15 protein-coding genes are annotated in these 14,817 nt (G+C 71.5%); 2 read left to right on the forward strand and 13 right to left on the reverse strand.

Translation table 11 applies throughout. From position 1 onward, the window contains the following. Positions 1–5: 5 nt before the first annotated feature. The 3 genes from FXO23_RS52350 to FXO23_RS32925 all read right to left on the reverse strand — a co-directional run bounded on the left by FXO23_RS52350 (position 6) and on the right by FXO23_RS32925 (position 1,793). Positions 6–134 (reverse strand): hypothetical protein, encoded by a 129-nt coding sequence (locus FXO23_RS52350; RefSeq protein WP_281356660.1) that lies wholly within the window; start codon positions 132–134, stop codon positions 6–8. 87 nt (positions 135–221) lie between these two features. After that, positions 222–1,076, reverse strand: coding sequence for a hypothetical protein (locus tag FXO23_RS32920; RefSeq protein ID WP_158889477.1), 855 nt, complete (start codon positions 1,074–1,076; stop codon positions 222–224). Positions 1,077–1,172: 96 nt separating this feature from the next. Continuing rightward, on the reverse strand, positions 1,173–1,793 hold the full coding sequence (locus tag FXO23_RS32925; protein ID WP_158889479.1) for a Crp/Fnr family transcriptional regulator: 621 nt from the start codon (positions 1,791–1,793) through the stop codon (positions 1,173–1,175). A 322-nt stretch (positions 1,794–2,115) separates the two neighbouring features. Between FXO23_RS32925 and FXO23_RS32930 the strand changes: the two genes are divergently transcribed. Continuing rightward, on the forward strand, positions 2,116–2,307 hold the full coding sequence (locus FXO23_RS32930) for a hypothetical protein (protein ID WP_158889481.1): 192 nt from the start codon (positions 2,116–2,118) through the stop codon (positions 2,305–2,307). On the opposite strand, the gene FXO23_RS32935 is transcribed toward FXO23_RS32930, so the two are convergent. Beyond that, the gene (locus FXO23_RS32935) at positions 2,289–3,287 is read right to left on the reverse strand and encodes an NAD-dependent epimerase/dehydratase family protein (protein WP_158889483.1); all 999 of its coding nucleotides are present in this window, start codon (positions 3,285–3,287) and stop codon (positions 2,289–2,291) included. The genes FXO23_RS32930 and FXO23_RS32935 overlap by 19 nt on opposite strands. Before the next feature lie 97 nt (positions 3,288–3,384). Here FXO23_RS32935 and FXO23_RS32940 point away from each other — a divergent pair, with 97 nt between their 5' ends. After that, a complete protein-coding gene (locus tag FXO23_RS32940) occupies positions 3,385–4,275 on the forward strand; it encodes a GNAT family N-acetyltransferase (RefSeq protein ID WP_158889485.1) in 891 nt (296 codons plus the stop codon). A 7-nt stretch (positions 4,276–4,282) separates the two neighbouring features. On the opposite strand, the gene FXO23_RS32945 is transcribed toward FXO23_RS32940, so the two are convergent. From FXO23_RS32945 to FXO23_RS50850, 9 genes are read right to left on the reverse strand one after another with little or no spacing between them, the layout of a single operon-like run. Then, on the reverse strand, positions 4,283–5,230 hold the full coding sequence (locus tag FXO23_RS32945; protein ID WP_158889487.1) for an NAD-dependent epimerase/dehydratase family protein: 948 nt from the start codon (positions 5,228–5,230) through the stop codon (positions 4,283–4,285). Beyond that, the gene (locus tag FXO23_RS32950) at positions 5,227–6,534 is read right to left on the reverse strand and encodes a nucleotide sugar dehydrogenase (protein WP_158889489.1); all 1,308 of its coding nucleotides are present in this window, start codon (positions 6,532–6,534) and stop codon (positions 5,227–5,229) included. Before FXO23_RS32950 ends, FXO23_RS32945 begins: the two co-directional genes overlap by 4 nt. After that, positions 6,528–7,466, reverse strand: a complete 939-nt coding sequence (locus tag FXO23_RS32955) for a glycoside hydrolase family 191 protein (protein ID WP_158889491.1) — start codon at positions 7,464–7,466, stop codon at positions 6,528–6,530. Before FXO23_RS32955 ends, FXO23_RS32950 begins: the two co-directional genes overlap by 7 nt. Continuing rightward, a complete protein-coding gene (locus FXO23_RS32960; RefSeq protein ID WP_158889493.1) occupies positions 7,448–8,359 on the reverse strand; it encodes an NAD-dependent epimerase/dehydratase family protein in 912 nt (303 codons plus the stop codon). Before FXO23_RS32960 ends, FXO23_RS32955 begins: the two co-directional genes overlap by 19 nt. Beyond that, entirely contained in the window at positions 8,359–9,099 is a 741-nt protein-coding gene (locus FXO23_RS32965) for a nucleotidyltransferase family protein (protein ID WP_158889495.1), read from the reverse strand. The genes FXO23_RS32960 and FXO23_RS32965 overlap by 1 nt, the downstream gene beginning before the upstream one ends. A gap of 30 nt (positions 9,100–9,129) precedes the next feature. After that, positions 9,130–10,494, reverse strand: coding sequence for a hypothetical protein (locus FXO23_RS52740; RefSeq protein WP_158889497.1), 1,365 nt, complete (start codon positions 10,492–10,494; stop codon positions 9,130–9,132). Further along, positions 10,491–11,954 (reverse strand): GT4 family glycosyltransferase PelF, encoded by a 1,464-nt coding sequence (pelF, locus tag FXO23_RS32975; RefSeq protein ID WP_158889499.1) that lies wholly within the window; start codon positions 11,952–11,954, stop codon positions 10,491–10,493. Before pelF ends, FXO23_RS52740 begins: the two co-directional genes overlap by 4 nt. Then, a complete protein-coding gene (locus tag FXO23_RS32980; RefSeq protein WP_158889501.1) occupies positions 11,951–14,050 on the reverse strand; it encodes an Agd3-related carbohydrate-binding protein in 2,100 nt (699 codons plus the stop codon). Before FXO23_RS32980 ends, pelF begins: the two co-directional genes overlap by 4 nt. After that, on the reverse strand, positions 14,047–14,622 hold the full coding sequence (locus FXO23_RS50850) for a hypothetical protein (protein WP_179956949.1): 576 nt from the start codon (positions 14,620–14,622) through the stop codon (positions 14,047–14,049). Before FXO23_RS50850 ends, FXO23_RS32980 begins: the two co-directional genes overlap by 4 nt. Positions 14,623–14,817: the final 195 nt, after the last annotated feature.

Below are 14,817 nucleotides of genomic sequence, written 5' to 3' on the forward strand. Positions count from 1 at the left end.
AGCTGCTATTCCTCGTCGTCCTTCCCCCGAGTGCCGCCTGCTTTGTCCTGGTCACCCTCGTCACCTCGCCAGGTCGTCCACTTGTCCGGCTGGGCGCTTCCCTCATCGTCGCCGTCCTTGTCGTGCCTGCCCATGATCAGTCTCCCGTATCGGTGTCGTCACACTATGCAACCAGCGCGCACATGATCCCTCGCCACTCGGTTGAGCACGGCCGCGAACGTTCAAGACGCGGGGGTGGGTTGGTCGCCGTCGCCTCGGGTGTAGTGGCCGCCGGATTGGAAGACGCCGCCCGCGCCGAGGTACTGGTCGCGGAGTTGGGTGACGCTGCCGCCCACCTTGCCGCTGATCGAGTTCGAGACGCCGCCCGCCTCCACCGGTGGCGGCGCGAACTCGGGTGCCGGGTCGGGTCGTTCGGTGGCCGGGCCGAGGCCGCGTTCGAGCAGGCCGCCCGACGGTTTCGGCACGTGCAGGTACGCGGCGCCCTGGTAGCGCTTGACCTGGACCGGAACCTGGGCGAATTCGGTCGGGGCCTTGGCCGAGTAGCCGGAGACGACCACGTCCTCGTAGACGCGGGCCGAGAGGACCGCCGCGACGAAGGTGACCTCCGGATCGGAATCCTCGAGCAGGTGCCGCACCGGTTCGCAGTCCAGCAGCCGGTGTGTTTCGATCATCGCCGAGCCCGAACCGTCGCCGAGCCGCGCGTCGTCGGAGTCGGTGAGCGGGCCGACGGCGATGCTCACCCGCATCCGCAGCGCACGCGCACCGCCGGACCGCATCCGGTGGTGGTAGGCGAGTTCCGCCTGGAGGCTGTCCAGGAACGGCCCCACCAGAACCGGCAGCACCTCGGGCCGGAACCCCACGACATAACCGTCTCCCCGCCCGGCCGGGAACCGCCGCTCCGCCCACACCGCGGCGTGCCCGGCCCGGGCGAAGGCCTGTTCCAGCACCAGCGGGATCTTCTCGGTGAGCTCGTGGTGGTCGACGGCCTTGAGACCGCTGAAGTTCTTCACATCCACCGAGAGGACGGCCCGGTAGGCCGGAAGTTCCAGGACCGGGATTTCCGGTTGCTCGGCCATGGTCGAGGGGCTCCTTCCGTCGCGACGATGCGCCTCACCGTGCCGCAGGAGCTGCGGCAGGACTGTCCATTCCTGGACAACCCTAAGTGACGCAGATCACATTCTCGGGGTCAACCGTGCGGACTGCCGGGCGAGATCGCGCAGCTCCCCCGGCCGTTCGACCCGCAGGCGCCGATCCTTGCCGAGCAACCCGTCCGCGCGCATCGCCGACACCAGGCGCGCGACCGAACTGCGCGACAACCCGAGCGCGAGGGCCAGCCGGGTCTGCGACATGGGCACGCGCAACGGATCCGGATGCCCGGGGTCGGCGAGTTCGACGAGCCGGACGATCAGGCGGGCGAGCCGTTGCCGCGGCGGATGGTGCACGGTGTCGACCGCGGCCCCCACCGACTCCTGCAGTTTGCCCGCGAGGTACCGGCGAAGCTGCGCGTCCACCCCGTGCCGCGCCAGCACGCCGTGGAAGGTGGCGGCGGGAACGGTGTGGGCGACGCACGGTTCGAGCGCGGTGACCGTCGCCGAGCGCGTGCCCAGGTTCTGCGCGGCCAGTTCGCCCACCACATCGCCCGTCCCGCGCAGTGCCACCAGGCAGTAGGCGCCGTCCTCGTCCTGGCACCCCACCTCGACGCGGCCCGACACGAGCACCCGGACCGAGGTCGCCGGCGCGCCCTGCAGCAGGATGGTCTCGCCGTCGCGATAGGTCCGCCGTACCCCGCTCACGAGCAGTTCCCGCCAGGCCCCCGCGGAAACGAGGGCTTGGAAACCCCGAGATCGAGTAGGTGGGCTCGGCTCGCGCACCCCCCTTCCCTACCGCGCCGCTCCGCGCCTCGAGACCGGAATGGACTCAGGTTCCCCCGGATAGCGGCATCCGCGGGGCCGGATGGTCGCCGAAACAGGCGATCACCCTGGGCAACCGAGTCTGCGCGGACTGCTCCGGGAGAGTGGACTACGCAAGTAGTATCGACTGTGGGTGACCAGATGATTACTGTGTTGGTTATCTTCTCGCTTACCCGGTATCGATGGAGAAAGTGGCGATCACCGCATGATCAGCTCAGCCGAATGGAGCGACTTCGTGCGGCACCACGGCGAAATCGTCGGCTACACCACCGATTCCGGCGGCGGTGTCCATCCGCGATTCCCGCCCTGGGCCGAGGACGACCTGGCCGATCCGCTGGTTCGGGTGGCCCGCGAACTCGGCATCCCCGTCTACGCCGTCTACGGCGTCCGGAGCTGACGGAGCCCGGCGAGCAGCTCGGCCTCCTCCGCCGCGGACAACCCGGCCTGGCGCACCCGATCCAGCCCGAGGCCGCGTTCGTACTCCAGCGCGTCCAGGGCGGTGTCGGCGACCGGGCGGACCTTCAGGCCCGCCGCCAGGGCGGGGGCGGCGTCGCGGGACATCATCGCCTGGTGTGAGGGCGGCAGCCACAGGGGCAGTGACCGCGGTCCGGACCACGGCGACACGCCGGCCTCTTCGAGGTCGGTCACCGGTACGCGGACCGGTTCGGTGTCCCGCGGCGCGACCGCCTCGGCGATCGCGCCCAGCATGGCGCTCAGCGGAACGGACGGGCCGATGGCGTCGAACGTGCCGTGCACCCGATGCTCGGCCGCGTCGAGGATCCAGGCCGCCAGATCGCGCACGTCGATGTGCTGGGCGGGCTGCTCCGGGGTGTCCGGTACGGCGACCCGGCCGCCGCGGGAGAACCGCGCGGGCCAGTAGCCGAACCGATCGGACCGGTCGTCCGGCCCGGTGATCAGCCCGGCGCGCACGATGAAGGCGCGGTCGCCGAGCGCCTCGCGGACGGCGAGTTCACTGGCCACCTTCACCGAGCCGTAGCGCTCCGAGGTGACCTCGGCGCCCGGTTCGTCCTCCAGCGGCGGCAGCGTGTCCGTCGCGCCCGGGGTGCCGTGGTCGGCGTACACCGAGACGCTCGAGACGAACGTCCAGTGCGCGGCCGACTCGCCGAGCACTCGAACCGCCTCGCGCACCCACGTCACCGACATCTTGGCCACGTCGACCACGGCGTCGAACCGCTCACCGCGCAACGGTTCCAGCCCGTCCGGGCGGTCGCGGTCGACCCGGACCAGCCGGGCGCCCCCGGGCACGGCGCCGGAGTCACCCCGTGCCGCGCAGACCACCTCGTGGCCGCGGCGCAGCGCTTCGGCCGCCACCGCCCTGCTGAGGAAGATCGTTCCGCCGAGCACCAAGATTCGCATGGGTCCACCATGTCCGCGTCCACCGGTTATCGCCACCCGTCTCTCGGTGGGCGAACACGGCGTGGCGCCTGGCACCATGGAGGCGGCGGAGGTGTCCATGGCTGGGGTGCGCAGCGCCGATCCGGTGATCCGGCGGATGGTGGCGGCGGATCTGCCCGCCCTGCGCGGTTCGGTGCACGCCGCGCTCCAGGATCTCCACGAGCGCGAGGGAACCCCGGCGCCGGGCGGGCGGCCCTCGCGGCGGCCGACCGGCGGGCCTCCCCTGGTCCGGCGGCTCCTGGACCTCGATCCGGCCGGCGCGTGGATCGCCACCGTGGACGACCGGCTCTGCGGCGCCGCGATGGCCGGGCTGCGCGAAGGCCTGTGGTACCTGGCCCATCTGCATGTGCGGCCCGGGTACCAGGGCCGCGGCCTCGGCCGCCGGTTGCTCGACGCGGCGCTGGGCTACGGCGCGAACGCGCGGGGCGGGTTGCTGCATTCCTCGCTCGATCCCCAGGCGATGCGGTGCTACCACCGCGCCGGGTTCGCGCTCGAACCCGCCCTGCGGGCCACCGGTGCGGTGTGCCGCGCCGCGCTCCCGGCCAACGGTCACGTGCGCCCCGGCGATTTCGGCGATCTGGATTTCGCCGCCGAGATCGACCGCGGCCTGCGCGGTGCGGCGCACGGCCCGGATCTCGACGGCCTGCTGCGCTCCGGCGCCCGGCTGCTGGTCCTCGACCACGGGCGGCAGCGCGGCTACGCGGTGGTCGAGGACGAACCGGAGATCGTCGCGGCCACCGATTCCGAGGCGGCGGCGGCCCTGCTGTGGGCCGCCCTCGCGGAAAGCTCCGGGGAGGACGTCGCGGTACAGGTCCTGCGCGCCGATCAGCAATGGGCCGTCGATGTCGTCCACCGCGCGGGGCTGCGGCTGCGCCCCACCGGGCCGCTGTGCCGCCGGGGAGAAACCGGTCCGCTCGCGCCCTACCTGCCGCACACCAGCGTGTTGTGAAAGGCGGTCAGCACCGCGCGGCGTACCAGTCGAAGGTGGCGCGCACGCCGTCCTCGAGCGCGACCTTCGGCTCGAAACCGGTGCGCTCGCGCAGTTTCGACAGGTCCGGGCACCGGCGAGCGACCGAACCCGGGGGCGCCGGGACGTTGTCGAGTGCGGGCTCGAACCCGGCGATCCGCAGGATCAGCCGGGCCAGATCGCCGATATTGGTCTCCTCGGTGTCGTTTCCGATGTGCACGATCTCCCCGGTGGCCGCGTCCGTGGTGAGCAGGCGGACCATGGCTTCGGTCGCGTCGTCGACGTGGCAGAACGCCCGGAACTGCTCGATCCCGTAGAGCCGGAACGGGTCCTCGCGGCGCAGGGCGCGCACGCAAAGCTCCGGGATCACGTGGTCGGTCCCCATCCGCGGGCCGTAGACGTTGTGGAAGCGCCCGATGACGAACGGGATGTCCTTGGCCTTCGCGGTGTGGATGACGGCGGCCTCACCGAGCAGTTTGCTGATCCCGTAGGCGAATCGCGGCGCGGCGACGTCCCGCACCAGCAACGGGACCGTTTCGGCGGTGGGCACCGGGACCACGCCCGCGCTCACCCCGCCCGCATACACCTCGCTGGTGGAGGCGAAGAACAGCCGCTGTCCCGGTTCCAGCCAGTCCAGCAGGTGCAGCAGCGCGAGCGTGTTGGTCCGGATGACCCGGGCCGGATCCCGTTCCACGTTCCGCACCCCGACCACGGCGGCCAGGTGGTAGACGTGGTCGAACCCGGCCGGGAGTTCCCGGTACGCGCCGGGATCGGTGAGATCGGCGTGCAGCACCGGAACGTCGAGCGCGGCCAGTTCCGGATCGTCCCGGCCGCGGGAGAAGTTGTCCACGATGGTCACCGCGTGGCCGTCCGCCCGCAGGCGGCGCGCGAGGTGCAGGCCGATGAACCCGGCGCCGCCCAGAACGAGGGTTTTCATCGGCGCACCACCGGTTCGTAGCCGAGCCCGAGGTACCGCACCCCGCATCCGGTCACCGCGTCCGCGTCCAGGATGCGCCACGAGTCGTAGACGAACCGCGCCTTCGACCCGGAAAGGAGCCCGGGAACGTCGAGGCGGCGGTAGTCGGGATGATCGGTGATGATCAGCACGCCGTCCGCCTCCCGGAAGGCCGTGCGCAGATCCACCGGCTCGCCGCCGTGGTCCCGGATGACGTCCGGCCCGACCAGCGGATCGTGCCCGAGGACCCGCAACCCGGCCGCGGTGAACACCGGCATCATCGCGGCGATCGGCGTCCCCCGCATGTCGTCGGTCGGGGGCCAGCCCTTGTACGCCCAGCCGAGCACGGCGAGCGTCCGGCCACCGGCGAGCGACCCGGTCACCCGGCGCGCCACGTGCACGGGCAGTTCCTCGTTGAGCCGCCGCGCCGCGCCGATCACCGGCGGCCGGTGCCCGGCGCGTTCGGCGCCGGCGAGCATGATGTACGGGTCCTTCGACAGGCAACCGCCGCCCACGTACCCGGGTTTGGCGATGTCGGGCCGCGGATAGTCCACATTGGTCGCCCGGATCACCTCGAGCGGGTCCAGTCCGAGGCGTTCGGTCAGCAGAGCGACCTCGTTGCCGAACGAGTAGATCACGTCGGTGTGGCAGTTGTTGGTCAGCTTCACCAGTTCCGCGGTCTCCAAAGTGGACACCGGCACCACCTGCGCGGCGACGCCCGCGAAGAACGCCGTGCCCAGCTCGAGGCTGCCGGCGTCGAGCCCGCCGACGACCTGGGGAAGTTCGACGAGCTCGCGCAACGCCTGCCCCTGGATCGTGCGTTCCGGGGCCATGACCAGGCGCGGGGTGGCGAAGGCCTCGGCCAATGGCGGGAGCACCACCTCCCGGCTGGCGCCGACCGGGACGGTGCTGCGGACCACGACCAGCGTGTCCGGGGAGCACCGCGCGGCCACCTGTTCCGCGGCGATCGCGAGGTTCTTCAGGTTCGGCGTGCGCGTCCCCTCGTCGACCGGGGTGGACACGCAGAGGATGGCGACGTCGACCGCGTCGCGCGGGAGTTCGGGCGCGACGAAGATGTTCCGCCCCACGTGTTCGGCGAACACCTCGTCGACACCGGGTTCGAAGATGTGCGGTTTGCCGCGAGCGAGCGAATTCAGCACCGCCGGCTGCACGTCCACCCCGTGCACCTGGTAGCCCTTGCGGGCCAGCGCCGCGGTCAGCGTCAGGCCGACGTAGCCCATTCCGATGATGCCGACACGGCCGAATTCCGGTGCGCTGCCTACCATGTGATCGTCCCTTTCGTTCCTGGGCAAGGTGCGGTGATCCGGTCCAGGGAACGCACCGTCACCGAACCGGCGAAGTGTTCTTCCCGGTACCGGCGGCACGCCGTGGCGATGTTCTCCGGCCGGGTGGCGTAGTCGATCGCGACCACGAGTTTTCCGGCGTCCCGCAGCGCCCGGGCCTCCCGCAGGTTTTCCGCGCAGTAATCCTGGACGCACGGTTCGTCGGTGGCGCGGAAGAAGAGTTCCTCCATCCCGATCCCGTCGATCGCCGCCTCGTATCCGGGATAGCGCCGCAGCTCCGGGGAATTCTGCGGGAAGATCCAGAATCCCGGCTTGGCCGAACGGGCGTACTCGGTGATCCGGACGATCAGCTCGGCCATTTTCGCGCCGAGGCCGTCCCGGCGTTCGGCGGGGACCAGTTCGAGCCGGATCTCCTCGTACGCCAGCGGCGTGTCCAGGTACACCCCGTCGAAACCCGCGGCGATCGCCCGGTCCAGCCGCGGCTGGACCACCAGCCGCCACCAGCGCGGGTCCCAGTACCTGACGAACCGCTCCCCCGGCCACTCCGGCCATTCGTTGAGCAGCAGATCGGCGTTCCCGTCCCGGATCTCCCGGAATTCCGGGCGGAATTCCTCGATCGCGCCGATTTCGAAATAGGCGAGGACCTTCTTCCCGGTGGCCCGCACCCGGGCGATCTCGTCGGCGGTGAAGTACTGGTCCGCGGCGTCCCGGGCCAGGTCGATCACCGCCAACGGGTGGGCGCTCCGCGCGATCTCGTCGAGCCGGTCGTCGCGGTAGTCCTGCAGCTGGTACGCGACGCTGGTGAGGGGGCCGCCCTCCGGTCCGGGTGCCGGTTTCGGTTCCGGAGCGCAGCCCGCCGCGAGCAGGGCGGCGGCCGCCAACGCGAACACCCGGTTCACACCGAACGCCAGCACGCCAGAACCGAGGACCGCAGGTCGTGCTCCGGGGCCCAGCCGAGCGTGCGCCGGATCCGGCCGAGATCGGCGGCGATCCACGAGACCGCCGCGGATCTGGCCGGGGCCAGGCCGAGTTCGCGCACCTGTCCGGCGAATCCGGCGATCTCGGCGAGCATCCCGATCACCGACCGGATCGGCACCGCGATCCCCGACCCGACGTTCAGCACCGGTTCCTTCACCTGATCGGCCAGGGCCGCGGCGACGACGGCCGCGGCCACGTCCCGGACGTCCACGAAGTCCCGGTGGGCGCCGAGCGGGCCGAGGCGGATGTGGTCGTCCCGGTTCTCCAGCGCCGCCCGGATCCCCGCGGCGGCCCGGCCGAGCAGCGTCTGGTCCGGGGTGTCCGGTCCGATCGGGTTGAACACCCGCAGCACCACCGCGTCCAGGCGGCCCTCCTCGACGGCGAGCCGGACCAGCTGGGTGCCGGCCAGTTTGGCCATGCCGTACGGGGCCACCGGAATCGCCAGGGCGTCCTCGGCGACCGGCTGTCCCGCCGGGGTGACGCCGTACTCGGCGGCCGAGCCCAGGACGACCAGCCGCGCGGCCGGGGCCGCCTCGGTCATCGCGTCGAGCAGGCGGGCGGTGGCCAGGACGTGCGCCTCGACCAGCGCGGCGGTGCCACCCGACAGGCGGCCCGCGCAGTTGATCACCACCCGGGGCTTGACGCCGCGCAGCAGGGTGGCGAGTTCGCCGGTGCCGTCCGCGTACAGGTCGTGGCGGAGGAACCCGGCACGCGGGGTCCGGCCGACCGGGATCACCGTCTCGACCCGCGCATCGCGCCGGAGCGCCTCGGCGACCGGGCGGCCGATGAACCCGGACGCGCCGAACAGCAGGACTCGGGCGGCGCCCATCACACGTACTCCACCCGGTGGCCGTTCCTGGCCTGGGGCAGCAGGACCGGCCGCATCTGCTCGAAGGTCCGGTTGGCCTCGTCGTAGTCGTCCGGGCGGCCGATGTCGAGCCAGTACCCGTCGAACTGGTAGACCGATGGCGGCACACCGCGGGAAAGCAGGTCCAGCACCAGATCGTCGAAACCGAACGGCACATTCTTCGGATAACGCGTCAGGGTGTCCCGGGAAAGGGCGTGCACCCCCATGCTCACCCCGTAGGACAGGGTGGGTTTTTCGACGAACTTGACGATCCGATCGCCCTCGGTTTCCAGGGTTCCGAAATCGATTTTCACCTCGCGGCGATAGGCGGCGACGGTCAGCGGCGCGCCGGAATTCGCGTGGGTGCTCAGCAATTCCGCGTAGTCGAGGTCGGTGAGCACGTCCCCGTTCATCACCAGGAAGTGTTCCGGCAGCTGGTCGAGGAAGTTGAGCACCGGTCCGATGGTGGACAGGGGTTTGTCCTCTTCGGCATAGTCCACGGCCAGGCCCCAGCGCGTCCCGTCGCCCGCGAACGCCCGGATCAGCGAACCGAGGTGCCCGATGGCCAGCGTCACCCGGGTGAATCCCTGGGCCTTCAGCTGTTGCAGGATGATGTCGAGGATGGCGTACTCCTCCCCGATCGGCACCAGCGGTTTGGGCAGGGCGGTCGTGAACGGCCGCAGCCGGACTCCCCGTCCTCCCGCGACTATTGCCACGTGCATGACGACCTCCTCGGTGGTTCGAACTCGGCGCTATCGGTAGTGGTGGACCCGTCCCACGGTGTCGCGCAGTGCGGTGAGCAGCAGGGCCAGCAGGATCCCGCTGCACGCGAGGAATATCGGTACCTCCCCGTGGGGCGCGAAGCGTGCGGCGGCCAGGCCCGCCCCCAGGAGCTGCGCGGCGGTCACCCCGGTCGCGATGCCCAGCAGGAGGCGGTACCGGCCGTAGTTGGCGAGCAGGAAACCCAGGAAGTACGCGCCACCGAGGACCACGTGGGCGTCGATCAGCAGGGCGCCGCGCGAGGTGAGCACCCCGGACGCGGCGAGAACGGCGAGCAGCACCAGGGCGAAGCCGCCGACGACCAGCAGGCACAGGGTGAGTTCCCGCACGAGGGTGCGCCGCACCTCGCGGAGGAACTCGGCCGCGTCCCGCGCGCGGTGCAGCAGTTCCCGCGCCCGCGCGTCGAAATGGTGTGACCGCCACTCCACCGCGCCCATCGCGCACGCGAGCGGCGCGACCGCGATCGCGAGGTCGAACCGCGCGGTGACGAATCGGGCGTCGGTGGACAGCAGGAACAGCGCGGACATCGCCGCGTACCAGGCCCCGGGCAGGGCGGCGACCACCGCCGTACGCACCGGCGGCGCACCCGGTGGCTCCGCGGCCGGGGTGGTCGCGCGCCAGGCGGCGGCCAGCGCGAGCACGCTCGAGGAGGCGCCCATCGCCAGGGTCACCCCGACCATCGCCGGGGCGTAACCGGACACCACGTGGAGCACCCCGGCGGCGAAGGCGGGCAGCATCACCACGAACACCCGGACTTCGCCGCGGTCGAAGATCAGCACCCCGCAGGCGAGCTGGAAACCCAGTTGCGCCAGGACGAACGCCACCAGCAGCGGGCCGCCCGGCCCGGTCAGCGCGAGTGCGACGGCCCCGGCCAGCGCGACCCCCAACCCCGCGGCGACGAACCGGCGCAGCAGCCGCCCCGCGGCCCGGCCCTCGCCGAGCAGACGGTGCGCGGCCAGCGACATGCCCATGCCCCAGACCCACCCCAGCGCCGTGGCGAACACCAGCCCCCGCACCATGGCCACCGGACCGAGTTCGGCGAACACCGCCGGGTAGACCGCGCTGGGCAGGATGTACAGCGGACCGTGGGCCAGGGTCCGCCATCGGCTCGGCCGCGGCCCGGCCACCGGCGCCCGGGTGTCCGCGGGTGGCCCCGGCAGGCGCTGGAAAACCGTGCGCGCCAACGCGAACACGTCGTCGTGCCGGTAGTGCTCCCGGGCGGCCTCATCGGTCACCCCGCGGCTTTCCAGGATCGCGGCCACGTGGAGTTCGTCGATCGGCGCGGGCAGTGTCTCGGCGAGCGACCGGACCAGCCCGTCGGTGGCGTCTCCGGTCATCGCGTCACCGCCGGTTGGGTCGCGGTGGTAACCGACGCGGCGGCCTCGGGCGCCCGCGTGAGATCCGCGTAGATCGCGCGGTAGGCGTCGTTCCACTGGTCGAGCGTGAACTCGGTGAGCACCCGCTCCCGGGCGAGCCGGCCGAGGCGGCCCCGGAGTCCGGCGTCGGCGAGCAGCCGGAGGCACGCCTCGCCGACCGCGGTGTGATCCCGGGGCGGCACCACGAAACCGGCGTCGCCGACGGCCTCGGACACCCCGCCGACGTCCGTGCACACCTGGGGCCGCCCGGTGGCCATGGATTCCACGACCGTGTAGGGGAAACCTTCGGACACGCTGGTCAGCGCGACCAGGTGGCCAGCGCGGTAGGCGTCGTACTGGCGCGGGACCCGGCCCTCGAAGGTCGCGGCACCGGTCAGCCCGAGTTCGTCGATGAGCCGCACGCAGCCGCGGTGGTAACCCTCGTTGCCCGCGGGGACCGGGCCGAACATGCGCAGGCACGCGTCCGGCAGCCGCTCCCGCACCAGCGCGAAGGCCCGGATGAGGGTGTGCAGGTCCTTCAGCGGATCGATCCGGCCGACGAAGACGATCGTCGGCCGCTCGGGTTCCGCCCCCGCTTCGGGGAAGTCCGCGGGGTCGATGCCGTTGTACATGGTGCGCATCCGCGCGGCGTCGGCGCCGTTGTACAGCTGCCAGCGGCGGTTGTAGGTCGAATGCGGCGCGAGCACGTCGACGGTCCGGTAGGCGGCGCACGCCAGGGCCCGGAAGAACCGCAGCATCAGCGTCTTCGCCGGATGCGATCCCGGTTCCCCGGCCGCCGCCAGGTACCGCTCCCGCAGGTAGACGCCGTGCTCGGACATCACCACGGGGGTGCCGTGCGCCCACTGGGCGGTCATGCCCACCAGCGCGCTGATGCCGTTCATCGCGAGGTGGCACACGTCCGCGCGCACCGGCGGCCGGGACAGCGGGCGCAGCAGGTGCTCGAACTGGTCGGCCACGGCTACCGCGTCGCGCAGGGACAGCCCGGTCAGGCCCGCGTCCCGCCCGGCCCGCAGCAACCGGTCGACCGCGTCGTTGGACACCAGCGCGCGGCCGAGCACCCCGTCCTGCCCGTAACCGAACAACTCGCGCAGCACCGCGGCGAACTCGTCACCGGACGGGCGAGCGGCGAGCAGCGCGCCGAGGAACGCGCGGTGGGTTTCCGCGAACCGCGCGGGCGCTCGGCGCCGCGCCCGGCGGGGCGCGGGCCCCCAGAGCGGCAGGTTGACGACCTCGGCCAGGTTGTCCGGCGCCGGCCAGGTGCCGCGTTCGGTGCCGTCGACGGTGATCGCGACGGCCGTGAAGGTGTGCTCCGGCATGCCGTGGATCAGCTGCTGGCACCACAGGCTCACCCCGCCCGGGAAGAACGGGTAGCTCCCCTCGGCGACCAGCGCGACCCGCAGCGCACCTCGGCGGGCGCTCATCGGCGCGGCCTCGCGGTGACGGTGACGGTTTCGCCGTGGTGCAGGCCGAGCTGGGACACCGCGTCCGTGCCGTAGACCTCGGCTTGATCGGGCCCCTGCTGGTCCTCCTCGGTGGCCGTCTGGGTCACCAGCCCGGTGAGGAACACCGTGCCGTCGGTCGCCGGGGTGTAGGTCACCGCGTTGGTGCGCCGGTTCCACACGGCGTCGGACTCGCGCGCCAGTTCGGTGAAGTGTTCGGTCCGGGCGCGCACGTATTCGGTGAGGGTGGACCAGTCGGGGTTCTTCAACGGGGTCTGGAACAGGGCGTCGTACTTGGTGAGCAACGCTTCCAGCCAGTCGAAGGTCAGGCTCCGGCCCGGCGCGTACTCGTGCAGGTTTCCCTGGTGCAGCGTGTGCGCGTAGGCGGACCCGCTGATCAGGTGTCCCAGCGCCACCTCCGCCTCGGAGTCCACGATCTCCGGGTACGCCAGATCGTGGTCGCCGTGGTCCTTCGCGGTTCCGTCGCGGCCGTAGGCGGCGTTGTAGAGCGCGGTCTGCTCGTCCGGGGTGGTCGCCTCGAACGCGATGCTGGTCGGCCAGTCCGGGACGACCAGCACGTCCGGTTGCGCGGGGTGGTGGATCCCGCAGTTGAAGCAGCCGGGCCGGTGGCTGGCGAAGGACATGTTGCCGTGCAGGTACTTCACCCCGAGATCCGCGGCCGCGCGCAGGAGGTTCCGGTTGGAGCCGGTCAGCCCGTGGTCGGTGGGGTCGCCCAGCGCGTTCGGAACCGGGTGGTACACGCCGAGTCCGGAGTATTCGGGGGTTTTGAGCACGGCCGGTGGGACCGGCAGCCCGATCGAGGCGGCGGCCGACAGGTTGGCCGCGATCTCGGCGCGGTTCTCCTCGTAGGAGGTGAAGTTGAGCTGCGGGTGGGTCAGGGTGTGGTTGATCCAGCGGAACCGGTCGATCAGGCAACGCGAGTAGCTGGTCAGCGGGTCGGGGGTGGCGGCCTCGTCGCACCGGGCGGGCGCCCGCGGGTCGAGCCCGCTGCCGTTGTAGGGCAGGTTGAGCGTGAAGTCCCCGGCCATCGGGTGCCGCCCGCGCAACTCCGTCTGCTGCCGGTCGGCCGCCGCCGCGTCCGGGCCGGACAAGCGGAACATGCCGGTGGTCCCGTCCGGGTGGCGGCGGAGGGTGGCGTTGAACCAGTCGTCGACGTCGACGTTGAGCCAGTGCCGCCGCTCCCCGAGGAAGATCCCGCGGGTCGCCCAGCGCAGCAGCCCGAAACCGAGGAGATCGGCGCTGGGCTGGTCGGCGCCCGGCACGAAGGTCAGCGCGACGCGTTCCCGGCCGTCCGGCGCCGTGCTGAGCACCCCGAGCACGTCCCGCTCGTGGGTGAGGATCGGCTGGGCGGCGCAGTCCGGCGCGAGCCTGGTGCGGTAGAGGTAGGAATGCGTCAGCGGCAGCCGCGCGGCGGGTTTCAGGTAGTCGAAGACTCCGGCGCCCGCGCCGGTCAGGGCGACCGGCACCGGATCCGCGCGGACTTCGCCTTCGGCCCGGGAGCGCAGGCAGTAGTCCTCGGGGGCCGTGCCGGGCGCGGTGTTGAGCGCGACCTGCCGCACCCCGAAGGCGCGTTCGTAGTGCCACAGCTCGCGCCACTCGGAATCGTCCAGGGCGCTGCGGTACTCGCCACCCTCTCGCGTGAGCAAAGCGTTGTCGGTCAACAGGATCGCGTTGTACCGGCCGACTCCGTCGGGCCGGACGAACCGGCTGGCGCGCACCGGTTCGGTCCGGGCGAACAGCACGTCGTACGGGGTGCCGATCCGGTCCAGGACCGCCTTCCACCCGGGCAGGGCGAAGTCGTCCGGCGTGGTGGCGATGATCAGCTGCCGCAAGGCCACCTTGTCCCCGGGCCCCGCGGGCGGTTCGCCGGTGGTGGTTCGCGCCGGCACCAGGTGCTTGCGGGCGGGCGGGATCGCGGTGCTCGCCACGTCGTCACGCTCCTTACCGGACCGCGGCGCGGGACTCACCACGGTGATGGTCGCCAGCGCCAGCGCCAGCAGCACCAGCACCGGGATCGGCGACTTGCGGATCAGGGCACGCGGGTCGATGCGTCTCACGGCCGCGGCACCGCCGTGAAGGTGGTGGCCCCGGCCGTTACCGCCACCCGGGAGTCGAAGGTGAGGCTCTTCCCGGACGCGTACTGCCGCAGGTTGCCCTGGTGCACCGTGTGCGCGTAGGCCGATCCGGACTGCACGTGGTCCAGCGCCACATCGGACTCGAAGTCCAGCATCTCCGCGTAGCCGAGGTTGTGGTCGAAGTACGGCCACCGCCCGTTCGGACCGTAGAAACTGTTGTAGAGCAAGGTCTGCTCGGCCGGTGCCGTCGCCTGGTCGTTGCTGGTCAACAGGATCGCGCTGTACCGGCCGGTGCCGTCCGGTTTCACCAACCGGTCCGCGGTCAGCGGATCCGGCTTCGCGACGAGCACGTCGTAGGGCGTTCCCACCCGGTCCAGGATCGTTTTCCAAGTGGACAGCCCGAAATCGTCCGCCTCGGTGGCGACGATCAACTGCCGCAACGCGACCCGATCACTCGCGGGCGCCGGCGTCCCGCCCGCGTTCGCTGCCGAGAGGACACTCGTCGCCAGGACGACGATCAGCGCGATCGAAGACCTTCTGCACGCGGTTTTCACTCTGCACACAAAGTTCCTCCAGGCCACGAGTGATCAAGAAACCAAATCGCCGGAGTTCATCCGCAACCCGGATTCGACGCACCACCGGTAGGTAGAGTCGTCCATGATTCCCACGCGTTACCCGGACATACCACATCCCATAACCCTTTTTTTCAAAACGTTATCCGGTACCGCCGATCAGGTCATTACCGAAAT

The sequence above is a fragment of the Amycolatopsis anabasis genome (assembly GCF_009765355.1).
GTDB classification, from domain to species: Bacteria; Actinomycetota; Actinomycetes; order Mycobacteriales; family Pseudonocardiaceae; genus Amycolatopsis; species Amycolatopsis anabasis.